General features: G+C 71.5%; 19 protein-coding genes. 8 read left to right on the top strand and 11 right to left on the bottom strand.

Annotated features, from left to right (window positions below; all coding sequences use genetic code 11):
* Nucleotides 1–278: 278 nt before the first annotated feature.
* From aceA to ACF088_RS25025, 4 genes are all read left to right on the top strand, one after another.
* Nucleotides 279–1562, top strand: a complete 1284-nt coding sequence (gene aceA / locus ACF088_RS25040) for an isocitrate lyase (RefSeq protein WP_392378013.1) — start codon at nucleotides 279–281, stop codon at nucleotides 1560–1562.
* A gap of 206 nt (nucleotides 1563–1768) precedes the next feature.
* Complete coding sequence (gene aceB, locus ACF088_RS25035; RefSeq protein WP_392378012.1) at nucleotides 1769–3400, top strand: malate synthase A; 1632 nt, start codon at nucleotides 1769–1771, stop codon at nucleotides 3398–3400.
* The gene (locus ACF088_RS25030) at nucleotides 3397–4278 is read left to right on the top strand and encodes a 3-hydroxybutyryl-CoA dehydrogenase (protein WP_392378011.1); all 882 of its coding nucleotides are present in this window, start codon (nucleotides 3397–3399) and stop codon (nucleotides 4276–4278) included. The genes aceB and ACF088_RS25030 overlap by 4 nt, the downstream gene beginning before the upstream one ends.
* 181 nt (nucleotides 4279–4459) lie before the next feature.
* Complete coding sequence (locus tag ACF088_RS25025; protein ID WP_392378010.1) at nucleotides 4460–4897, top strand: hypothetical protein; 438 nt, start codon at nucleotides 4460–4462, stop codon at nucleotides 4895–4897.
* A 110-nt stretch (nucleotides 4898–5007) separates the two neighbouring features.
* Here ACF088_RS25025 and ACF088_RS25020 read toward each other — a convergent pair whose 3' ends face one another.
* The 4 genes from ACF088_RS25020 to ACF088_RS25005 form a co-directional block, all read right to left on the bottom strand.
* Nucleotides 5008–5904 (bottom strand): SDR family oxidoreductase, encoded by an 897-nt coding sequence (locus ACF088_RS25020; protein ID WP_392378009.1) that lies wholly within the window; start codon nucleotides 5902–5904, stop codon nucleotides 5008–5010.
* A 334-nt stretch (nucleotides 5905–6238) separates the two neighbouring features.
* Nucleotides 6239–6802, bottom strand: a complete 564-nt coding sequence (locus tag ACF088_RS25015) for a hypothetical protein (RefSeq protein ID WP_392378008.1) — start codon at nucleotides 6800–6802, stop codon at nucleotides 6239–6241.
* Nucleotides 6799–7044, bottom strand: a complete 246-nt coding sequence (locus tag ACF088_RS25010; RefSeq protein WP_227045847.1) for a helix-turn-helix transcriptional regulator — start codon at nucleotides 7042–7044, stop codon at nucleotides 6799–6801. Before ACF088_RS25010 ends, ACF088_RS25015 begins: the two co-directional genes overlap by 4 nt.
* Before the next feature lie 263 nt (nucleotides 7045–7307).
* Complete coding sequence (locus ACF088_RS25005) at nucleotides 7308–8321, bottom strand: DUF4331 family protein (protein ID WP_392378007.1); 1014 nt, start codon at nucleotides 8319–8321, stop codon at nucleotides 7308–7310.
* 552 nt (nucleotides 8322–8873) lie between these two features.
* Between ACF088_RS25005 and ACF088_RS25000 the strand changes: the two genes are divergently transcribed.
* Complete coding sequence (locus ACF088_RS25000) at nucleotides 8874–10280, top strand: MFS transporter (protein WP_392378184.1); 1407 nt, start codon at nucleotides 8874–8876, stop codon at nucleotides 10278–10280.
* Nucleotides 10281–10386: 106 nt separating this feature from the next.
* Here ACF088_RS25000 and ACF088_RS24995 read toward each other — a convergent pair whose 3' ends face one another.
* The 3 genes from ACF088_RS24995 to ACF088_RS24985 form a co-directional block, all read right to left on the bottom strand.
* Entirely contained in the window at nucleotides 10387–10581 is a 195-nt protein-coding gene (locus ACF088_RS24995) for a CsbD family protein (RefSeq protein WP_392378006.1), read from the bottom strand.
* A gap of 132 nt (nucleotides 10582–10713) precedes the next feature.
* Complete coding sequence (locus tag ACF088_RS24990) at nucleotides 10714–12672, bottom strand: helix-turn-helix domain-containing protein (protein ID WP_392378182.1); 1959 nt, start codon at nucleotides 12670–12672, stop codon at nucleotides 10714–10716.
* A 352-nt stretch (nucleotides 12673–13024) separates the two neighbouring features.
* Nucleotides 13025–13819, bottom strand: a complete 795-nt coding sequence (locus ACF088_RS24985; protein WP_392378005.1) for a 3-hydroxybutyrate dehydrogenase — start codon at nucleotides 13817–13819, stop codon at nucleotides 13025–13027.
* Between the two features lie 259 nt (nucleotides 13820–14078).
* On the opposite strand from ACF088_RS24985, the gene ACF088_RS24980 reads away from it, so the two are divergent.
* Nucleotides 14079–14657 (top strand): hypothetical protein, encoded by a 579-nt coding sequence (locus ACF088_RS24980; protein ID WP_392378004.1) that lies wholly within the window; start codon nucleotides 14079–14081, stop codon nucleotides 14655–14657.
* 144 nt (nucleotides 14658–14801) lie between these two features.
* Here the strand turns inward: ACF088_RS24980 and ACF088_RS24975 are convergent, their stop codons facing one another.
* The 3 genes from ACF088_RS24975 to ACF088_RS24965 form a co-directional block, all read right to left on the bottom strand.
* Nucleotides 14802–15299 carry an NUDIX domain-containing protein gene (locus tag ACF088_RS24975; protein ID WP_392378003.1) on the bottom strand — a complete coding sequence of 166 codons (498 nt, stop codon included), beginning with the start codon at nucleotides 15297–15299 and terminating at the stop codon, nucleotides 14802–14804.
* A gap of 191 nt (nucleotides 15300–15490) precedes the next feature.
* A complete protein-coding gene (locus ACF088_RS24970) occupies nucleotides 15491–16108 on the bottom strand; it encodes a hypothetical protein (RefSeq protein WP_392378002.1) in 618 nt (205 codons plus the stop codon).
* 132 nt (nucleotides 16109–16240) lie between these two features.
* Nucleotides 16241–17086, bottom strand: a complete 846-nt coding sequence (locus ACF088_RS24965) for a glutamate racemase (RefSeq protein ID WP_392378001.1) — start codon at nucleotides 17084–17086, stop codon at nucleotides 16241–16243.
* 333 nt (nucleotides 17087–17419) lie between these two features.
* On the opposite strand from ACF088_RS24965, the gene ACF088_RS24960 reads away from it, so the two are divergent.
* Nucleotides 17420–18568, top strand: coding sequence for a glycosyltransferase (locus tag ACF088_RS24960; RefSeq protein ID WP_392378181.1), 1149 nt, complete (start codon nucleotides 17420–17422; stop codon nucleotides 18566–18568).
* A 96-nt stretch (nucleotides 18569–18664) separates the two neighbouring features.
* Here the strand turns inward: ACF088_RS24960 and ACF088_RS24955 are convergent, their stop codons facing one another.
* The gene (locus ACF088_RS24955; protein ID WP_392378000.1) at nucleotides 18665–20140 is read right to left on the bottom strand and encodes a TerD family protein; all 1476 of its coding nucleotides are present in this window, start codon (nucleotides 20138–20140) and stop codon (nucleotides 18665–18667) included.
* A 246-nt stretch (nucleotides 20141–20386) separates the two neighbouring features.
* Between ACF088_RS24955 and ACF088_RS24950 the strand changes: the two genes are divergently transcribed.
* Nucleotides 20387–20836, top strand: coding sequence for a DUF6643 family protein (locus ACF088_RS24950; protein ID WP_392377999.1), 450 nt, complete (start codon nucleotides 20387–20389; stop codon nucleotides 20834–20836).
* Nucleotides 20837–20849 lie beyond the last annotated feature (13 nt).

Here is a 20849-nt window from a genome sequence, read left to right as displayed (position 1 = left end):
GGCCGGGAAGATACACAAAACTTGGCACGCATCCATGGTTGATGGCACTCAGTGCCGGTGTCAAAGTCTGAGTACGGCCCGCCGGAACCGGCGACCTGAGCGGAACACCGGGCACGATTCACGCCCTGACGTCGGAGACACCGGCCGTTCCGTGCGGAAGCCCGCGCAACATTGCTCACCTTTGATCGCGCAGGGACCCCGGCGGGCCCCACTCGGATATGACACTCCGTGCCACATTCGCACTTTTCACGAGACACAGGCAGACCCGGGAGACGGTCATGGCACAGGCAAGCACGACGACGGCCACGGAACTGGCGGAGCGGTGGGCGACCGACGCACGCTGGAAGGGCATCGAGCGCACCTACACGGCACAGGACGTGGTGCGGCTGTCGGGCAGTGTCCGCGAGGAGCACACGCTGGCCCGGCGTGGTGCCGAGCGGCTGTGGCGGCAGCTGCACGAGCAGGACTACATCCACGCGCTCGGCGCGCTGACCGGCGGCCAGGCCGTCCAGCAGGTCAAGGCCGGACTGCAGGCCATCTACTTGTCCGGCTGGCAGGTCGCCGCCGACGCCAACCAGGCCGGGCACACCTACCCCGACCAGAGCCTGTACCCCGCCAACTCCGTTCCTCAGGTGGTCCGCCGGATCAACAACGCGCTGCTGCGCGCCGACCAGATCGCCACCGCCGAGGGCGGCAGCGACACCACCGACTGGCTGGCGCCGATCGTCGCCGACGCCGAGGCCGGCTTCGGCGGCCCGCTCAACGCCTTCGAACTGACCAAGGCGATGATCGCGGCAGGCGCGGCCGGTATCCACTACGAGGACCAGCTCGCCTCGGAGAAGAAGTGCGGCCACCTCGGCGGCAAGGTCCTGGTCCCCACCGGCCAGCACATCCGCACCCTCAACGCCGCCCGTCTCGCCGCCGATATAGCCGATGTGCCCACCGTGATCGTGGCCCGCACCGATGCCCTCGCGGCGAACCTGCTGACCAGCGACATCGATGAGCGCGACGCCCGGTTCGTGACCGGCGAGCGCACCGCCGAGGGCTTCTACCGGGTGGAGAACGGGATGGCCCCGGTCATCGCCCGCGGCCTGGCCTACGCCCCGTACGCCGACCTCATCTGGGTCGAGACCGGCACCCCGGACCTGGCCCAGGCCCGCGAATTCGCCGAGGCCATCCACGCCGAGCACCCCGACCAGATGCTCGCCTACAACTGCTCGCCGTCCTTCAACTGGAAGGCCGCCCTCGACGACGACCAGATCGCCAAGTTCCAGCGGGAACTGGCCGCGATGGGCTACCGCTTCCAGTTCATCACCCTGGCCGGCTTCCACTCCCTCAACCACGGCATGTTCGACCTGGCCCGTGGCTACGCCCAGCACGGCATGACCGCCTACGTCGACCTCCAGGAGAAGGAGTTCGCCGCCCAGCAACACGGCTTCACCGCCGTCAAGCACCAACGCGAGGTCGGCACCGGCTACTTCGACCAGGTCTCCACCGCCCTCAACCCGGCCTCCTCCACCACGGCGCTCAGCGGCTCCACCGAGGAAGAGCAGTTCCACTAGTCCACCAGGCAGTCCGGCCCTCTCCGGGCACCCGGGGCGTCCTGCCCGGGTGCCGGCCCGCCGCCCGCCGTGGCCCGCCGCAGCACCCGGCCGCCCGGTGTCCAGGTGAGGGCCGGACGACCGTCCCCGTCCGGCCCTCACCACTCCGCCGGCCCTCACCACTCCGCCGGCACTCCGCCGCCGCTCCGCCCGTTGAGGAGATGTGCATGCCCACCACCGAACTGAACAGCCGTGTCCGGGTGCTCGGCGATTCCCCGAGCTCTCGACGTGGGTCGAGCGGGGGAGGCCCTCTTGGCGACCGCTTTGACGAGATCCTCACGCCCGCTGCCCTCGATTTCCTCGGGTGCCTCGCCCATGCCTTCGCCGACCGGCACCGCGACATCCTCACCGAGCGGCGGCGCCGCGCGCTTCGCCTCTCCTCCGGATGCCCGCTCGACTTCTCGCTGGCCACCTCCGCCCTCCGCGCCGACCCGGACTGGCGGGTCGCGCCGCCCGCGCCCGGGCTCGCCGACCGGCGGGTGGAGATCACCGGGCCGCCGGAGCGCCGGATGACCGTCGACGCGCTCAACTCCGGGGCGCAGGTGTGGCTGGCCGACTTCGAGGACGCCACCTCCCCCACCTGGGAGAACATCATCGGCGGTCAGCTGAACCTGCTGGACGCCATCGAGCGGCGGATCGACTTCACCGCACCCGACGGCACGGAGTACCGCCTCGGCGACCGGCTCGCGACCATCGTCGTCCGCCCTCGGGGCTGGCATCTCACCGAAGAGCATCTCCTTGTCGACGGGCGCCCCGTCCCCGCCTCGCTCGTCGACTTCGGCCTGTACTTCTTCCACTGCGCCCAGCGGCAGATCGACGCCGGCTCCGGCCCGTACTTCTACCTCCCCAAGCTCGAAAACGCCTACGACGCCCGCCTGTGGAACGACGTCTTCGTCCTCGCCCAGGATCTCCTCGGCATCCCCCGGGGCACCATCCGCGCCACCGTCCTGATCGAGACGGTCACCGCGGCCTTCGAGATGGAAGAGATCCTTTACGAGCTGCGCGAGCACAGCGCCGGGCTCAATGCGGGCCGCTGGGACTACCTCTTCAGCCTGATCAAGACCTTCGCGCACCGCCCCGACTTCTCCCTCCCCGACCGGACGAAGGTGACCATGACGGCCCCCTTCCTGCGGGCCTACACCGAACTGCTGGTGCACACCTGTCACAAGCGCGGCGCGCACGCCATCGGCGGCATGACCGCCCATGTCCCCGGCCACGGCACACCGGCCGACGGGGCCGCGCTCGCCACGGTGCGTCTCGACAAGGAACGCGAAGCCGAGGACGGTTTCGACGGGACATGGGTCGCCCACCCCGGGCTGGTCCCCTTCTGCCGCGAGATCTTCGACGGCGTGCTGGGCGGACGGCCCCACCAGATCGACCGCACCCGCGACGATGTCGACGTCTGCGCCGACCAGCTGCTGGCCGTCCGGCGCACCGCGGGGCCGCCCACCGAGGACGGCGTGCGCGCCAATATCGCGGTCGCGCTGCGCTACTTCGACGCCTGGCTGCGCGGCACCGGTGCCGTGGCCCTCGACGGGTTGATGGAAGACGCGGCGGCCGCCGAGATCGCCCGCTCCCAGGTCTGGCAGTGGCTGCGGCACGGCGCCGTCGAGCGGGAGACGGTGCTGCAGCTGGTCGATGACGAGATCGCCGCCCTGGGCGCCGCGTACCCCTGGGCGCGCCTCGACGACGTCCGTGAAATGTTCGAACGGACGGCTCTCGCCAGGGAGTTGCCCGCCTTCTTCACCCCGGACGCCTACCGCCGCCACCTCGTCCGGCATGCGGAGGTCACGGCATGAGCACTCCACCGAAGGCCGCGATCCGGCGGGTCGGGATCGTCGGCGGCGGCCAGATGGGCGCGGGGATCGCCGAGGTGTGCGCCCGCGCCGGGCTCGACACCGTCGTCTGCGAGGCCGACGGAGCCGCAGCCCGCGCCGCACGCGAGCGGCTGGCCGTCTCCCTCGAACGCGCCGTCCAGCGCGGCAAACTGGACCGCATACCGGCCGAGGACGCCCTGGCCCGGACGGTGTTCACCGGCAGTCTCGACGACCTCGCCGACCGCCACCTCGTCATCGAGGCCATCACCGAGAACCCCGACGCCAAGACCGACGTCTTCGCCGCCCTCGACAAGATCGTCGAGGACGAGGACGCGATCCTGGCGACCAACACCTCCGCCCTCCCCGTCATGCGGCTCGGCATGGCCACCCGCCGCGCGGACCGCGTCCTCGGGCTGCACTTCTTCAACCCCGTACCGGTGCTGCCGCTCGTCGAGGTCGTCACCTCCCTGCACACCGCACCGGCCACGGTCGCCGCCGCCGAGGACTTCGTCACCGGCACCCTGGCAAAAACGGTCGTACGGTCCCAGGACCGGGCCGGCTTCGTGGTCAACGCCCTGCTCATCCCCTACCTGCTCTCGGCGATCCGGATGGCCGAGTCCGGCTTCGCCACCGCCGCCGACGTGGACGCGGGGATGGAGCTGGGCTGCGCCCACCCCATGGGCCCGCTCAAACTCGCCGACCTGATCGGCCTGGACACCGTGGCCGCCATCGCCCAGTCCCTCTACGACGAGTTCAAGGAGCCGCTCCACGCCCCGCCACCGCTGCTCCGGCGCATGGTGGAGGCGGGCCTGCTCGGCCGCAAAACCGGGCGGGGGTTCCACACCTACGACCAGGGCTGAGGGTCCCTGGTTCGCCGCCGGGGTTGAGGGGCCCCGGCAGGTGTGCGGTACGAGGCGCGGAACGGACGACCGATGCCGCTCCGCGCCTCGCACCACGCCGACACGGAGTCACCACACAACCTTCGCCCAGCCTCGGCGGTCACACCGGTACCCGTAGTCATCCACTCGGAAGCCGGAACACGTGAAGAGCCTCGCCGCCACCGCATTGACCGCACTCGCCCTGGCCGCCACGCTCACCGCGTGCAGCAGCGACGACAGCACCACCGCAGCGCCGAAGAAGACACCCACCGCGGCGCCGAGTGCCCCCTCCGCCAAGAACAGTGCGGACGCCGAAGCCTCCGCAGGCATCCCGCCCAAGCCGGATGCCGCCACAGAACTTGGATACATCCGTGCCCTGACCGGCATCGACCCGGACATCGTCCACGGCAAGGAAGCCAAGGCTGTCGAGCGCGGGCGCAACCAGTGCCAAACGATCCACCACTTCCCCAAGGACAAGTCGAAGCAGGCCGGTATGGCGGAAATGCGGTTCACCTCGCCCCACCACCCCAAGGGCTTCGGCAAGGTCAAGGCCGCACAGATCGTCGTGGCCGTGCACACAAATCTCTGCCCCGAGTTCTGACCAAGCCCGTACGGCCCGGCGTCTCCCCCGTGGGTTGCCGGGCATTCATCAGGAAAAAGCAGGCCGGCGCCCAACTGCATGAGTAGAGCCTCTGATGCAGTCCCCGGCAGCTAGCGCAGCGTGTAGCCGCCGTCCGGGTACAGGGTCGAACCGGTCATGTAGCCGTTGGTGAAGAGGAACAGGACTCCATGCGCGATCTCGTCCTCGGTTCCGAGGCGGTGCAGCAGGGTGTCGTTACGGTACTGCGTGAAGCTGGCGTCACGCTCCTGAGCCCGTCGCTGTGCCCAGAGGCTGCCGTCGACGGTGCCCGGCGAGATCACGTTGACCCGTACAGGGGCGAGTTCGACCGCGAGCCCCCGTCCGAGTCCTTCGATGGCGGCATTGCAGGCGGCGTAGGCAGGAGCGGGTGCCGGGGGCCGCGCCCCCGCGGCGCCGGACATGAGGACGATGGAGCCGTCGGGCGGCAGCAGCGGTGCCGCGTATTTGGCCACGTGGTACTGACCCCAGAACTTGGAGGTGAAGGGGCTCGCCGCGTCAGCATCGTTCAGCTTCAGCATCGGCCCGACGCGGTAGGACGCCGCGGTCGTAAAAACGTGATCGACCCGGTCGAATTTACCGAAGAACAGTTCGATAGAGCGAGGGTCTGTCACCTCCACCGTCTGCCAGCCGGCACCCTCCCCCACCTCTCGTGCCGCGGCAGCCAGCTTCTCCGGTGTGCGGCCTCCCAGCACGACCTTCGCTCCTGCCGCAGCAGCCTGGTGGGCAACACGCAACCCGATCCCCGAACCACCGCCGATCAGAGCGATTACACGGCCGGCTAACTCCTGGCGGCGAGGTGGCGGATCTGCCGGGGAGGGGAGGGACAGCACGGACATCGAAAGCCTCATCACGGAGAAAACGAGTAGGTCGACACCCTGAACGGACACGACCACCCGCATATTCCTGCCGAGTGCCCAACCGGCGCTGAAACTGTTGCGTTCGCGGAACGAATCGACGATGCGTGACATGTCAAGGCTCCGGATGCAGCTGGCAGTTGACGGTCGGCAGACGAGCCATCTGCCTTCCATGCGCCCCTCCCCCCGGCCCCCTTGTCGGGAGGGAGTTCCCAACGATCTGCGTGAGTCGTGGGCCCTACGTTGACCCCGCCCGCTGCCGAACCGTCGCGATAGCCCCCCACGGAACCGGCACTGGTCCGGACGGCAGCAGCACCTCGCGACTTGCCCAGGGCCTGCTGTACGGGTCGCCTTTAAAGAGCGTTGAGGCGGGCGTACATTTTCCGTGGCACCGTGACCGTTGCCGCTCGCCCGCTATGGCTCCGCTCTCGCCCCCGGACGTGCCTGACTAGAGCGCTTCGGGCACCTGCTCCGATTCCTCCGCCGGTTCGTCCCGGACCGCCAGTCCGGCGACCCACATCGGCATCAGCCAGTGCACCACGAAGACCACGATCAGGACCGGAACGAGCAGAGTTCGGGCCTGTACTTGACCGGTCCAGCAGTACGCGGCGACGCCGATGACGGCGCCCGCCAGCAGGTATGTGGTCAGGCGGTGTGCCCGCGCCCGCACCCGGTCTCGCTCCGCCAGTTGGCGTTCGTCCAGGACCTGCGTCCGCAGTTCGAGGAGGCCGCGGGTGGCGCCGTTGATCACGCCGGTGGCCACACACCAAGCGAGGGTCAGGGCAAGAGACAGGCCAAGAAGGGCGAAGGCGAGCCCGCGCCGGTCGGTCACCCACCCGCCGATGCCCGTGGCGACGGATGCCACCGTCAGCACCACGTGGGCCGTGACGGCCGTGCGACGGCGGGCGGCGGTCGCGTACAGCGCGTTCCCCTCGCGGTTGTTCATGATGGCGAACATGCGCTCGTCGTAGCGCGTGCGCCGGCCTTGCCGGGGCGTGTCTGTGGCGGTCATTGCTTCCTCCCGTAAACCTCGTCCGTGAGCGGGCGGAACGGCCGGAGGGAGAAGAGTGCCTCCACCGGCAGTTCGAAGAACTCGGCGATGCGCAAGGCGAGATCGAGGCTCGGGTTGTACTGCCCGCGCTCGATATAGCCGATGGTCTGGTAGTGGGCGCCGACCGCTTCGGCCAACGCCTGCCGCGACACCTTGCGTTCAGCTCGCACCATCGCCAACCTGTTGTGCACCTGCTCGCTCATGTATAAGAAGTACTACATCAGGAGGCAGGATGACAACAGGTGGAGTGAGCCTCGGGGCTGGGGACTGCCGGATGACTCGCGCGCTCGCCCCACCGGGAGAGGTGATCACGGGTGCTGACGTGGGGCCGCAGACTCTCCGCTCGACCATGTCCTGCCGGGCGGAGAGTCCACAGCGCCGATGACATGCCCGATCGCCCCCACCCGGAAGGCACTTCCGCCTCCCCGCTCAAGACCCGGACGACGCCGCCGACGGAACGCGGGGGTCAGTTCCCCTTGGGGTGCGGATTACCGATGTAGGGAAACTCGTCCAGAAGGTCGGTGTGTGGCGCCAGCCCGGTGGGAGGGATATCGCCCTTCGAGAGGAAGGAGAGCCGGTAGTTGATGACGTCGTCGGTGAAGACACGGCCGTTGGGATACTGCGCGGGCTTCGACGGGTCAAAAGCCAGCATGTCGGGCAGGATGCGGTCGGCATCAATCGCCGCGACGGCCTCTTCTCGCGTGTAGTTGCCGGTGTGCCCCATGAGGTGGACGAATTGATCGGTCCAACGCTCACGATCGTTCACCGGCTCACTGGCGTTGTACTCCTCCTTCGTCTCGTCGGTGTTGAAGAAGCTGCTGACGGAAGGGTGGCCCGCACGGTCGGCATGGACGAGCCGGCCATCTTTCCGCACACTGCACCGGCCCCAGACGCGGATCTCGGGGCCGGCGCGGAGCTCACTCGTCGGCAGTTCCACCACCGTCGAGAACACATTGGCTTCCGTGTTCGAGTCCACACCGGTCCATGGCGACTTGCCACCGAGATGAGGCGCGGTGAAGTTTCTGCCTCCGGTGGTATCGAAGAGATTCTTGATCCCGTCGAAGTCGAAGAAGAAGGCGTCGCTACGACTACCGGCGAAGAACGTGTAGGGACCAGAGGTGACGGGGTTCGCCACGGTGCCGAACGACACGTCCGCGTCACTGACGACCTGCTGCCCGACGGCTTCGGCCGAGCGAGCCTCAGCACCTTTCGCCACGAAGACACTGAAGGTCTGACGGCCATCCTGCGGTGGAGAAAAGACGTAACTGATCGCCATGTCGGCGAGGCAGTCTCCGTCATTGTCGATGTTGAGGCGATAGATGGCATCAGGGTGCAAGGCATCGGCATGTGGGTTCGCGTTGAGGATGAGCACCGTCCTCGCCGAGTCAGTGGGGGACTGAAACGCATAGAGGTCACAGAGGTCGAGCCTTTGGTCCCCGAGCGGTGCGCCAAGATTGAGGCCGGTGAAGTGATTCGACATCCTGCACGTCCTTCGCTGGTGATGGGCCTACCGCCAGGCGAGGCCAAGATCTCGCGCTCGGGAACGCGGGGAACGCAGGCGCCCCTTCCCCTACCAAGGCGGGCTATCAGGCATGACCCGGATATTGGAGCATGAATGCCGCCAAATCGATTGGATTCATGGCCCCGGGCCGGGCTCTTTGATGTCTGCCCGCCTGAGATGAGTGTGCTCAAGGGGAGCCGGTGTCGGCTGGGTGTGCGCAGGGTCGCCCCCATGAGGATGAATGCTCGGGAACCGGCTCCATTCCTTTCACCATGGAGTGGTCGGCACCACTGCCCCCACGCCCGTATTGAGGAGTGATCAGTCGAGCTGCAGCAGGAGGAGCAGGCCACCCACGAGAGCTATCGCTGCGTCATGGCGCTGCACCCCGTCATGGCGCTGCACCCCGTCATGGTGCCCGCCCGCATGGTCGCGCCCCGAAGTGTGGCGGCCCGCCACATGTGCGCACGACCTGGGCATTCCTACGGTGTGGCGACACGAAACGTCCCCGCACCTCGTCAGGAAGTGGTGTCGATGCCCGCCCCCGCGACCGCTCCACCAGCCCCCACCAACCTCCGGCGCATCGTCGCCGCGAGCCTGGTCGGCACCACCGTCGAGTGGTACGACTTCTTCCTCTACGGATCTGCCGCCGCGCTGGTGTTCAACAAGCTGTTCTTCCCTGGTTCCGATCCGCTCGTCGGGACGCTGTTGTCGTTTCTGACCTACGCGGTGGGCTTTGCGGCGCGGCCCATCGGGGCCTTGGTCTTCGGGCATTACGGGGACCGGCTGGGGCGTAAGAAGCTGCTGGTGCTGAGCCTGCTGATGATGGGCAGCGCGACATTCGCGATCGGGTTGCTGCCGACCCATGCGACGGTCGGTACCGCGGCGCCGGTGCTGCTGACCGTGCTGCGGCTGATCCAGGGGTTTGCGCTGGGCGGTGAATGGGGCGGCGCGGTGCTGCTGGTGTCGGAGCACGGTGACGCACGGCGGCGTGGATTCTGGGCGTCCTGGCCGCAAACCGGCGCACCCGCCGGGCAGTTGCTGGCCACCGGTGTGCTGTCGGTGATGACGGCGCTGTTGTCGGATGCGGCGTTCACGTCCTGGGGGTGGCGGGTGCCGTTCCTGCTCTCGGGCGTCCTGGTGATCGTGGGGCTGTGGGTCCGGCTCTCGGTGGATGAATCGCCGGTGTTCAAGGCCGCGTTGGCGAGCGCCGAGGAACGGCGGGCGGAGGGTGCCGCGGTGGAGAAGCTGCCGTTGGTGGCGGTGCTCGTCCACCACTGGCGGGAGGTGCTGATCGCGATGGGTGCGCGGATGGCCGAGAACATCTCGTACTACGTGATCACGGCGTTTGTGCTCGTCTATGCGACCTCGCACACCGGGCTGTCACAGCAGACCGCCCTCAATGCCGTGCTGATCGCTTCGGCGCTGCACTTCGCGGTCATTCCTGCCTGGGGCGCGCTCTCGGACCGGATCGGGCGCCGGCCGGTCTACCTCCTGGGCGCGGTCGGCGTCGCCGTCTGGGCGTTCCCGTTCTTCGCGCTGGTGGACTCCCGCCAATTCGGGCTGCTGCTGCTCGCGGTCAGCGTCGGGCTGGTCTTCCACGGTGCGATGTATGCGCCGCAAGCGGCCTTCTTCGCGGAGATGTTCGCGACCCGGATGCGGTACTCGGGCGCCTCGATCGGGGCCCAGTTCTCCTCGGTCGCGGCCGGCGCGCCCGCCCCGCTGATCGCGACCGCGCTGCTCGCCGACTTCGACAGCCCGACGCCGATCGCCCTGTACGTCATCGCCGCCGCCCTGCTGACGCTGCTCGCGGTGGGCGTGGCGCGCGAGACCCGCAGCCGGGATCTCGCTGCGGTGGACGGCACGGCGACGGCCGGTGCGCTCCGTGCGACGGGGGCGGCAGCGGCGGAAGGCGGGGCCTCGTCGGCCGTACCGTCCTGAGGGGTCCGGCCCAGGGGCCGGGGAACCTGATGTTCGGCGGGGGCGTGGCGGGCCCGGGGACGCTCCGGGAGACGGGGCAGCAGGTCCGCCACGCCCCCGCCGGGCGTCAGGAGTGGTTCTTGCTCTTCAGGGAGTCCTTCGTCCCCTGGATGTTCTCCTTGGCGTTGCCCATCGCGCTCTTGGCCTTGCCCTTGGCCTCGTCCGTACGGCCTTCGCTCTTCATGCGCTCGTCGCCCGTGATCTTGCCGGCCTTCTGCTTGGCCTTGCCCTTCATCTTGTCCATGGCGCCTTTGTCACCCATGACGAACTCCTCTGTGCGGTGGGAAGGGGGAAAGCTTCGGCCACCACGCTGCCGCAGGTCGCGGCGGCGCGCACCCGGAGGCGGCTACCGGTACGGACCGGCCGCGGGCACGGCGCGGAGCGCGCTCCCCGTCTACCCGCCGGTATCGCGCGTCACGGCGGAGGACAGCTGGTGCAGCCGCAGCGCCAGTTGGATTTCCAGGGCGCGTGCCGGGGTCTGCCATTCGGGGCCCAGCAGCCGGCTCACCCGCTCCAGGCGCTGGGCGACGGTGTTCACATGGACATGCAGGGCGTCCTTGGTACGGGCCGGGCTCATCCCGCAGGCGAAGTAGGCGCCGAGGGTGCGCAGCAGCTCCGTCCCGCGACGGGCGTCGTAGTCGGCGACCGGGCCCAGGGTGCGGTGGACGAAGCCGTCCACATCGCGGGTGTCGGCGAGCAGCAGGCCGAGGAAGCCGAAGTCGGCAGCGGCCGCACCTTGGCCCGCCCGGCCCAGTACGCGCAGCGCCTCCCGGCAGCGCCGGGCCTCGGCGTAGGCGTCCGCGACCGCCGCGGGGCGGGCGGCGGGGGCCGGGACCGGGGCCGAGGCGCCGACCGTGACGGGCTGGTGCAGCACGGCGCCGAGCCGGGCGGCGATCTCGCGGGCGGTGTGCGCCGGGTCCCCGTCGGAGCCGAGCGGCAGCAGCAGAACGGCGCCGCCGTCCCGTACGGCGGCCAGTCCATGACGGGTGGCGGCGAGATGGGAGGCCGCCGACCACAGGCGGCGGCGGTCGGCGCCGTCGGGCGGGGAAGCGGCGTCGGGCCGAGAGGCTGCGTCGGGCGGGGAGGCGCCGTCGGACGGAAAGGGGGCCTCGCGGTCGGATATCGCCGCTCCGTGCGCCGGTGGTGCACCGTCGGTCCGGGCCGCCAGGACGACATGCGGCGCATCGAGGTCCGCGCCGACCCGGGCCGCGCGTTCGCCGAGCAGGCGGGGGTCGCGGTCGGCGGCGTCCAGCAGATCGTCCAACAGCTCGCCGCGCACCCGCTGTTCGGCCTCGCCGGCGGTCCGCCGGGCGAGCAGGAGCAGCGAGGTGACCATGGCGGCCCGCTCCAGGGTGCGCTGGTCGACCGGATCGAGGGCCGGGTGACCGCGCAGTACGAGGGCGCCCAGGACCTCGCCGCCCGCCCCGACCGCCGCGACCCATTCGGTGCCCTCCCGTACGGCGTGGCCGTCGGCGCGCGAGCGGTCCAGTGCCTCGGCCGGTGCCCGGCCGGGTGCGGCGAACTCGACCGCGCCGTGCAGGACTTCCGCCACCGCGTCCGCCACGTCGAAGACCCCGCCGCCGCGCAGCACCAGTTCGGTCAGCCGGTCGTGGATGTCCGAGGCGCGCTCGATGACCGAACTGCGATCGCGGATGATCTCGTTGGCTGCCTCCAGTTCGGTGAGCGTCTTACGGGTCCCGGCGAGGAGGTTGGCGGTGTCGATCGCGACGGCGGCATGCGCCGCGTGGGCGGCGAGCAGGGCGATCTGACCGTGTTCGAAGACCCGCTCGCGGCGGTCGGCGGCGAAGAGGACGCCGATCACCCCGCTGCCGAGCATCAGCGGTACCCCGAGGATCGCCACCAGGCCCTCGTCGTGGACGCCCGAGTCGATGGTGCGGGTGTGCCGGAACCGCTCGTCGTGGAAGTAGCTGTCGGTGACGTAGGGGCGGGCGGTCTGCGCGACCAGCCCGCCCAGGCCTTCGCCCATGCCGAGCCGCAGCTGCTGGAACCGCGCGGAGACCGAGCCGTCGGTGACCCGCATATAGGTGTCGCCGGCGGCGGTGTCGTGGAGGGTGAGGTAGGCGACCTCGGTGCCCAGCAGGGACCGGGCCCGGCGCACGATCGCACGCAGCACCGCGTCGAGGTCACGCAGCCCGGCCAGGTCGTGGGCGGTGGCGTAGAGCGCGGACAGCTCGGCCTCGCGCCGCCGGCGGTCCTCCAGCTCGGCGCGTACCCGCAACGCGAGGAGCTTGGCCTGCTCCAGTGCGGCGAGCCGGCCGGCCGACGCGCCGTCGGCGCGGGCGCGCAGCACCGGCCGCTCGTAGTCCTCGGCGGCGGCGCCGGTGGCCAGCAGCCGGAGGAAGGGATTCTCGGCCGGGTCGGGGACGGGCGGGTCGGAGACGGGCGGGTCGGAGACGGGCGGGTCGGCCGGGGCGGAGACGGGCGGGTCGGCCGGGGCGTGGCCTTGGCCGTACGGATCGGGCGCCGGCGGACATACGTCCACGGGGCCGGGCGCCGGCGGACGTGTGGCCACGGGGCCGGGCTCCGACGGGGGCGCGTCCACGGGGCCGGGTTCCGACGGGGGCGCGTCCACGGGCTTGGGGACCGGCTCGGACGCAGGCTGATCGCTGGGCATGGTCACAGGGATACCTTCGGTACGTCGCGGTACGCCAGCCTCCGCGGCCGGGTACCGGACCGCGGGCCGCTCAATGCGCGGTCCAGCCCCCGTCCATCACCAGTGAGGTACCCGTCATGAAGGACGCCTGCGGAGTGCAGAGGTAGGCGACGGCCTCGGCGACCTCCTCCGGTTCGAGCAGCCGCTTGACGGCGGAGTCGGCGAGCAGGAGGTCGGCCAGTACGCGTTCCTCGGGGATGCCGTGCGCGGCGGCCTGGTCGGCGAGCTGCCGTTCGACGAGGGGGGTGCGGACATAGCCGGGATTGAGGCAGTTGCTGGTGACACCGTGCGCGGCGCCCTCCAGAGCGGCAGTCTTCGACAGCCCTTCGAGGCCGTGTTTGGCCGCGACGTAGGCGGACTTGAAGGGGGACGCCCGCAGTCCGTGCACGGACGAGATGTTGATGACGCGGCCCCAGCCCTGTGCGTACATATGGGGCAGCGCGCCCCGCAGCAGCCGGAAGGGCGCCTCCAGCATGACGGTCAGCACCTGGTGGAAGACCTCGGGCGGGAACTCCTCGATGGGGCGGACGAGCTGGAGGCCCGCGTTGTTGACGAGCAGATCGGTGCCGGCCGCGGCCCGTTCGGCCGCGTCCAGATCGGTGAGGTCCAGCGGCCGCGGTTCGATGCTGCCGCGGGCGCCGTCCGGGTGGGCCGCCACGAGGCCGGCCAGGCCGTCGGTGTCCCGGTCGACCGCGCGTACCGTGGCGCCGGCCGCCGCCAACCGCAGGGCGCAGGCGCGCCCGATGCCACTGGCCGCGCCGGTGACGAGCGCGGTGCGGCCGTCGAGGTCGAGGGATACCGGGCCTGGGGTGCCGATCACGGTCATGTCCGCACCTTAGGCAGCGGACGGCTCCGGCTCCGATGTGCCCCGGCGCCATACTTCGCGGGCCGCAGATGGCGGCGGCCCACGTCAGATGTGGTGCCCGCAGCTGCCCGCACCCGACGTGACAGGCGGCGAGCCGCCGCTCCCGGCGCCCGCCCGCTTCACCCGATCGGTCGCCCCGGATCGCCGGAGCCCCGGTGGGCTCCTAGCGTCGTACGACGCAGCGTGCCGTCTGCGCACCGCCGCCACAAGGGAGACCGACATGCGGAGGCTCATCGCCGTGCCGACGGTGCTGCTCGCCCTGGCCGCGGCGGGCTGCGGGGACGCGGACAACGACCGGAGCCCGACCGCCGCGGCGTCGTCCGCCGCAGGCACCGGTCCGGGGCCGGGCAGAACTCCGGACGAGGGCGCCGGTTCCGCCTCCCCCACCATCCCCGGGCAGCCGATGGACTGCGGCGAGCTCCCCGACGCACTGGGCAAGGCAGGGGACGTCGTCCTCTACGCCGATCCCGGGGCCGGCGGCACGGTGGGCTGCGACGAGGCCCGCCAAGTGATGTCCGAGTTCTTCGTGCGGGCGCCGCACGAGGCCCGGGACGACCGGGGCACCCTGGCCGTCCGGGGCTGGTTCTGCCAGTACGAGAGCGGCCCCACCGGCACCTGGATCACGACCTGCCGCAAGGACAAGCGGGAGATGCACACCGAGGAGCCGGGCGATCAGCCCTCCGCCCCGGGGCCGTCCCGGGAACCCGGCAGGCCCGAAGGACCCGGCGGATCCGAGCTGCCCGCGCTTCCCGGTGAGCCCTCCGGTCCGATGGACGAGCCGTCGACGGAGGAGCTGTAGGCCCGCCGGCCGCCGGAACAGCTGTCGGGGCCCTCTCTGCGCCGGAGGACGGAATCCCACCGGAGGAAGGAAACCCGTCGGAGGACGGAATCCAGGGGCCGCCCCGGGGCGGCCCCTGAGCCGGGTAGCTCAGAGCTGGGTACCTCAGAGCTGGGGCCCCTCCGGCTCCGCCTCCATCGTGTGGAACCACGTCGGCCCGGCCTCCAGCGCCCGCTTGATGCGGGTCAGTGCGTACTCCTCCAGCTCCGGCAGGGCGTCCATGGCGAACCAGCCCACGTCCAGGGACTCGTCGTCATTGACCTTCGCCTCGCCGCCGACCGCCCGGCAGCGCAGCGTCACGTCCATGAACTGGCAGACATCCCCATTGGGGTAGTGGGTGGGTGGCATGGTCTCGATGAGGACGACGCCCTCGGCCACGACCTGCACCGCGGTCTCTTCGTAGACCTCTCGCATCGCGGTCTCGGCGGGCTGTTCGCCGGGCTCGGGGATGCCACCGATCACCGACCAGCCACCGGTGTCGACCCGCTTGCCCAGCAGGACGCGGCCCTGGTCGTCGAAGACGACCGCGCTCACCCCGGGCAGCCAGAGCAGCTGCCGGCCGATGGAGTTCCGGAGGTCGCGGATGAATTCGGGGGTAGCCATGCTCCGACCCTACGGGACGTCCCGGACGGCCCCCCGGTTACGGGACGTGCCGCGTGCGCTCTCGGGGGGGGCGGGCTCCTGGGCCGCGTGCGATCCCGGAGAAGGGACGGGCCACGTGCGAACGCGGAGGAGGCACGGGCCACGTGCGAACGCGAGGGGGGAACGGGCCGCGTGCCCGGCCCGACCGGTGTTCAGGCGCCCGCCGGGGTCCCCTTGCGCGGCCGCAGCCGGCCCCGGATGGCGCGCACGGCGCCTTCCGCGTCATCGACGGTGACGGTGAAGTCGCGTCCGTCGCCGAGCCGCACCACCACCCCCTCTCCGCGGCGGACGACCACCGCCGTGCCCTGCTCGGGGCGCCAGCGGTAGCCCCAGCCGCCCCAGTGGCGTGGGGTGACCTGGGGGGTGAAATCGGCGCCGACGACGGTGTCGAGGGGGATCCGGCGGCGTGGCACCCCTATATGGCCGCACCGCACCTCCAGGCAGTCCTTGTCGATGCGTACCGCGACATGGACATAGGCGAGCGTGCCGAAGAGCACCAGCAGGCCGACCGCGACGCAGCCGACCACCGACATCACCAGGGGCGCGAGGCCCGCGGTCCAGTTGCTCTCGACGGCGAGCTCGATGCCCAGCGCGAGACAGCCCGCGCCGATCGCGGCCAGCAGCCACTGGATGCGGTTGGTGGCGCTGCCGTGCCAGACCTCGGGGATCTCCGCATGGGAGCCGCCGGTGGGGCGCGCTCCGCTGTCGGCGCCCTCGGTCGTGCCGGAGTCGTCGGGGGCTGCTGCCCCCTCGTGGGGGTGGTCCCTCATGAGACGCAGCGTACGCGTCTTTGCACGCTACGGCAGCGCGTCGGACGGTCGTTCACGGCCCGGATTGCGGTGCCGCCGAACGTCATGTTCCACGTCATGTCCGACGTCAGCGGCGGGCCGTCATGTCCGACATCAGCGGCGGGCGGCGGCGACCCCGTCGGCGGCCGCAGTGCCCTCGTCCGGGGCCCCCGGGGCGATGTCCGTACGGCTCTCGGCGAGCAGCCGGCCCTCGGCGAAGGTGAGCGCCACGGCCGGCAGTCCGGCGGGGCGGCCACTGAGGATCACGCTCAGGGCCCCGGTCGGGGCGGCCGCCGGCGCCGGCTCGGCACCGATACGGCGCAGCGCCTGGGCGGCGACCGCCTCGGCGGAGCCGTGCAGGACGAGAGCGGGGGCAGCGGGCTGCTGGAGCGCGGCGCGGATGCGTTCGGCGACCAGTTCGTAGTGGGTGCAGCCCAGGACGACGCTGCGCACATCCCGCGGGGTGCGATGCGCGGCGGCCGCGATGGCGTCGTCGATCGCGGCCTCGTCGGCAGCCTGGACCGCGTCGGCAAGCCCCGGGCACGGGACGCCGGTGACCGCCACGCCCTGCCCGAATCGCTCGATCAGATCCCGCTGGTAGGGACTGCCGGTGGTCGCGGGGGTGGCCCAGATGGCGACCGGGCCGCCACCGGCTGCCGCGGGCTTGATGGCCGGAACGGTGCCGATGACCGGGACATGGGGTTCCAGTTCGGCGCGGAGCGCCGGCAACGCATGCACGGACGCGGTGTTGCAGGCGACGATCAGGGCGTCGGGGCGGTGGGCGGCCGCGGAGCGGGCCACGGCCAGCGCATGTGCGGTGACATCGTCGGGGGTGCGGGGACCCCAGGGCATACCGTCGGGATCGGAGGAGAGGACCAGATCGGCGTCCGGCCGCAGTCGCCGCACGGCGGCGGCCGCCGCGAGCAGCCCGGTCCCGGAGTCCATCAGCGCGATCTTCACCCGGACACTTTACTCAGTCGCGCGTCCGGCTTGTCATACCGGGCGCGGCGGCCGGGCGGCTCGCTGGGGCCGCGGGCGGGGTGACGGGGCGAGCGGGGTGGCGGGCGGTCCCGGCCGTTGCGCCCGCCCGCTCCCCACCCGCCCCGCCTCACTCCGTCCCGCCCCGTCCTCCTGCCCCGCCCCGGCTTCCTCCTCCCGCTCCGTTTCCCCCTCCCGCCCCGGCTTCCTCCTCCCGCCCCGGCTCCGTCGCTCCGACTCGGTCCCCTTCCGTGACACCACCCCGATCGCCGGTGCGTGCCGGTCGTGGTGCGGCAGACTGCGGCCGTGAGCGCGATGGAGTGGATCGGTGCCGGGTCGCTGCTGGCCTGGGTGTGGCTGCTGCTGGGACAGGGCTTCTTCTGGCGGACGGACGTCCGGCTCCCGGAGCGCCGGGATCCGGAGCGCTGGCCGTCGGTTGCCGTGGTGGTCCCGGCGCGGGACGAGGCCGCGGTGCTGCCGGACAGCCTGCCGTCGCTGCTCGGGCAGAAATACCCGGGCCGGGCGGAGGTGTTCCTGGTCGACGACGGCAGTACGGACGGGACCGGCGCACTGGCCCGGGAGCTGGCGGCCGCGCGCGGGGGGCTGCCGCTGACGGTGTCCTCGCCCGGCGAGCCCGAGCCCGGGTGGACGGGGAAGCTCTGGGCCGTACGCCACGGGATCGCGCTGGCGCGGGAGCGTGTCGCACCGGAGTACCTGCTGCTGACCGATGCGGATATCGCGCACGAGCCGGACAGTCTGCGGGAGTTGGTGGCGGCGGCCCGGTCGGCGGACCTGGATGTGGTGTCGCAGATGGCGCGGCTGCGGGTGGTGACCTTCTGGGAACGGCTGATCGTGCCGGCCTTCGTGTACTTCTTCGGGCAGCTGTACCCCTTCCGGTGGGTCAACCGTCCTGGGGCGCGGACCGCGGCGGCGGCCGGTGGCTGCGTGCTGCTGCGGCGGGAGGCCGCGGAGCGGGCGGGCGTTCCGGAGGCGATCCGGCATGCGGTGATCGACGATGTGGCGCTGGCCCGTGCGGTGCAGCGCTCCGGCGGCACGGTCTGGCTGGGGCTCGCGGACCGGGTCGACAGCGTGCGGCCGTATCCGCGGCCGGCCGAGCTGTGGCGGATGGTCTCGCGCAGCGCCTACGCCCAACTGCTGCACCAGCCGCTGCTGCTGCTCGGCACGGTCCTCGGTATTGCGCTGGTGTATCTGGCGCCGCCCGCCGCGCTGGTGGCCGGACTGGCCGACGGCGATACGACGACCGCCGCGCTCGGCGGAGCGGCCTGGGCGGTGATGTGCGGGACGTATCTGCCGATGCTGCGCTACTACGGGCAGCGGCCGTGGTGGGCGCCGCTGCTGCCCGTCACCGCGCTGCTGTATCTGCTGATGACCGTGGACTCGGCGGTGGCGCACTACCGGGGGCGTGGTGCGGCGTGGAAGGGGCGGACGTACCCGGCGCCCTGAGCGGTGCCCCCGGCCCCCGGCCCCCGGCTCCCCTCCCCGATTGCCCTCCCCGATTGCCCTCCCCGGCTCCCCTCCCCGATTGCCCCGGTCCTGCCGTCACTTGCGGGCCGGTGACCAGTCCAGGCCCCAGCCGTAGGCGTGATCGACGGTGCGCTGCGGGCTGACGCCGGGCTCGGCGACGAGGTAGCGGGCCTCGCGCTGGACGACGAGTTCGCCGCCGGTGTGGGTGATCAGGGCGAGCGCGCAGACGTTGGAGGGCACCGTGCAGGCGTCGAGCGAGAAGTCGACGGGGGCGCCGTGCTGGGGCTGGAGGGTGACCGTGGCGCTCAGGCCCTCGAAGCTGCGGGCGCCGGCGTAGACGGTGACGAAGATCAGGATGCGCTTGATGCGTGCCTGGTGGTCGAGGTTGATGGTCAGGTTCTCGCCGGCCGCAACGGCGCCGGTGCGGTCGTCGCCGTCGAGCTGGATGAACGGCGGGGCGTGCAGGGCGCCGAAGGTGTTGCCGAGCGGGTGGACCACACCGGCGGCGCCGTCGGTGAGTTCGTAGAGCGCACACAGGTCGAGGTCGAGCTCGCCGGACGGGGGCAGCAGCGCGCCGCGGGCGCCCATGGTCTGCATCGCCTTGCGGCCGAGCGTCTTGCCGAGCCGCTTGCCCGCCGAGCCGCCGCTCCAGTTGAGGTTCACCCGCATCGCCCCGGAGGTGCCGCCCTGCTTCGTCAGGGAAACGGCAGGGGCGTCCTTCGTGAGGGTGACTTTTGTCAGACGAACGGGAGGGGGCGCCGGCGCGGGCGCGGGCTGCCCCGGCGGGGGCGGAACGGACGCCGCCGGCTGCCCCGGCGGCAACGGCGGCGCGGGGGCCATGGGTGGCCGGGCCAGCGCAGGCGCCGGAGGCGAAGGTGCCGGAGGCGGAGGCGGAACGATGGGCGGCGGTGCCATCGGGGGCGCAGGCGCCCCGGGCGGTGGGGCCATGGGCGGCGCGGGCGGCGGAGTGGCCATGGCGGGAGCCGGGGCAGGGGCCGGGGCGGGCGGCGCGGTCTGCTGCGGCGCCGGTTCCTCGACGCTGATGCCGAAGTCGGTGGCCAGTCCGGCGAGACCGGTGTCGTACCCCTGCCCCACCGCGCGGAACTTCCAGGCGCCCTGGCGGCGGTAGAGCTCGCCGAGCACGAAGGCGGTCTCGGGGCCGGCGTCCCGGCTGTCGAAGCGGGCGATCTCGGCGCCGCTCGCCGCGTCCAGCACCCGGATGTGCAGCCCGGGGACGCTCCCGAAGGGGCCGCCGTCGGCGGAGGCGGCCAGCACCACCGTGTCGACGGCGGGTTCGACCGAGGCCAGGGCGACGGTGAGGGTGTCGGTCATCGCGTCGCCGGCCGTGCGCTTGCCTTCATGGCGTACGGCGCCGGAGGCGTGCGCGGCCTGGTTGTAGAAGACGAAGTCTCCGTCGTCGCGGACCTTTCCGGACACCAGAAGCAGGGCGGAGGCGTCCACGTCCGGTGTCCCCGGGGCGGCCTGCCAGCCCAGTTCCACCCGGACCTCCGGGGCCGGGACCGGAACATTGCTGCCCTTGGGCATCGACATCGCCGCGCCTTCCTCTCGTCCGCCGCGCCCCCTCTCCGGTGGCCTCTCCAACCTACTTGGCCCGAACCGCTCCGAACGTCCCTTGTTCACCTGCGAGAAGCGGGGCCTTTACACGATCCCTACGGGCGATCGCGACCGATTTCCACAAGTTCGCTCCCATTGGTGCTCCAGAGCCGCTCCGAACACGCAAAACAACCCTCTTTCCAGGCTCCCCAATCGGCACATCGTGGGCTTAACTTATGAGGCATGACCTCCCCCCGCTCTACCTACGGCGGCTACTACGCTTCGCCTTCCTTCCCGGACACCCCGATCTACGACAGCCTCGTCGCCGAACGGGGTACGCCGCAGATCGCCCCGATCCGGGTGAACCCCTCCCCTTACGAGACGGGTTCGTCCTATTTGCCGGCGCTCCCGTCGGCGCTGCCGGCCCTTCCGGCCGCGCCCTCCTACCCGTCGCCCGCGCAGGGCTACCCGGGAGCTGCCGCGCAGCCGGTCGCCCCGCTCCAGCAGGCTCCGGCGCCGTACATCCCGCAGCAGGCGGGCAGCCGCGGCTATCCGCCCCAGCAACAGCAGCAGCCCCAGCGCCCGCCCATGGGCACGGGGTACGAGGCGATGCGGCCGGCCGCTCCGGTCGCGCCCCGGCCCGCCTCGCCGTACGACGATCCGTACGGCCGGCAGTATCCGCGCGGGTACTGACCAAGTCGGCCGG

The organism is Streptomyces sp. NPDC015125, assembly GCF_043080045.1.
Taxonomy (GTDB): Bacteria; Actinomycetota; Actinomycetes; order Streptomycetales; family Streptomycetaceae; genus Streptomyces.
This window is presented reverse-complemented; position numbering and strand designations above follow the sequence as displayed.

Coding starts and splice junctions, on each gene's coding strand:
- aceA (WP_392378013.1), top strand. CDS start 279: ATGGCACAGGCAAGCACGACGACGGCCACGGAACTGGCGGAGCGGTGG.
- aceB (WP_392378012.1), top strand. CDS start 1,769: ATGCCCACCACCGAACTGAACAGCCGTGTCCGGGTGCTCGGCGATTCC.
- ACF088_RS25030 (WP_392378011.1), top strand. CDS start 3,397: ATGAGCACTCCACCGAAGGCCGCGATCCGGCGGGTCGGGATCGTCGGC.
- ACF088_RS25020 (WP_392378009.1), bottom strand. CDS start 5,904: ATGTCACGCATCGTCGATTCGTTCCGCGAACGCAACAGTTTCAGCGCC.
- ACF088_RS25015 (WP_392378008.1), bottom strand. CDS start 6,802: ATGACCGCCACAGACACGCCCCGGCAAGGCCGGCGCACGCGCTACGAC.
- ACF088_RS25010 (WP_227045847.1), bottom strand. CDS start 7,044: ATGAGCGAGCAGGTGCACAACAGGTTGGCGATGGTGCGAGCTGAACGC.
- ACF088_RS25005 (WP_392378007.1), bottom strand. CDS start 8,321: ATGTCGAATCACTTCACCGGCCTCAATCTTGGCGCACCGCTCGGGGAC.
- ACF088_RS25000 (WP_392378184.1), top strand. CDS start 8,874: ATGCCCGCCCCCGCGACCGCTCCACCAGCCCCCACCAACCTCCGGCGC.
- ACF088_RS24995 (WP_392378006.1), bottom strand. CDS start 10,581: ATGGGTGACAAAGGCGCCATGGACAAGATGAAGGGCAAGGCCAAGCAG.
- ACF088_RS24985 (WP_392378005.1), bottom strand. CDS start 13,819: ATGACCGTGATCGGCACCCCAGGCCCGGTATCCCTCGACCTCGACGGC.
- ACF088_RS24980 (WP_392378004.1), top strand. CDS start 14,079: ATGCGGAGGCTCATCGCCGTGCCGACGGTGCTGCTCGCCCTGGCCGCG.
- ACF088_RS24975 (WP_392378003.1), bottom strand. CDS start 15,299: ATGGCTACCCCCGAATTCATCCGCGACCTCCGGAACTCCATCGGCCGG.
- ACF088_RS24970 (WP_392378002.1), bottom strand. CDS start 16,108: ATGAGGGACCACCCCCACGAGGGGGCAGCAGCCCCCGACGACTCCGGC.
- ACF088_RS24960 (WP_392378181.1), top strand. CDS start 17,420: ATGGAGTGGATCGGTGCCGGGTCGCTGCTGGCCTGGGTGTGGCTGCTG.
- ACF088_RS24955 (WP_392378000.1), bottom strand. CDS start 20,140: ATGTCGATGCCCAAGGGCAGCAATGTTCCGGTCCCGGCCCCGGAGGTC.
- ACF088_RS24950 (WP_392377999.1), top strand. CDS start 20,387: ATGACCTCCCCCCGCTCTACCTACGGCGGCTACTACGCTTCGCCTTCC.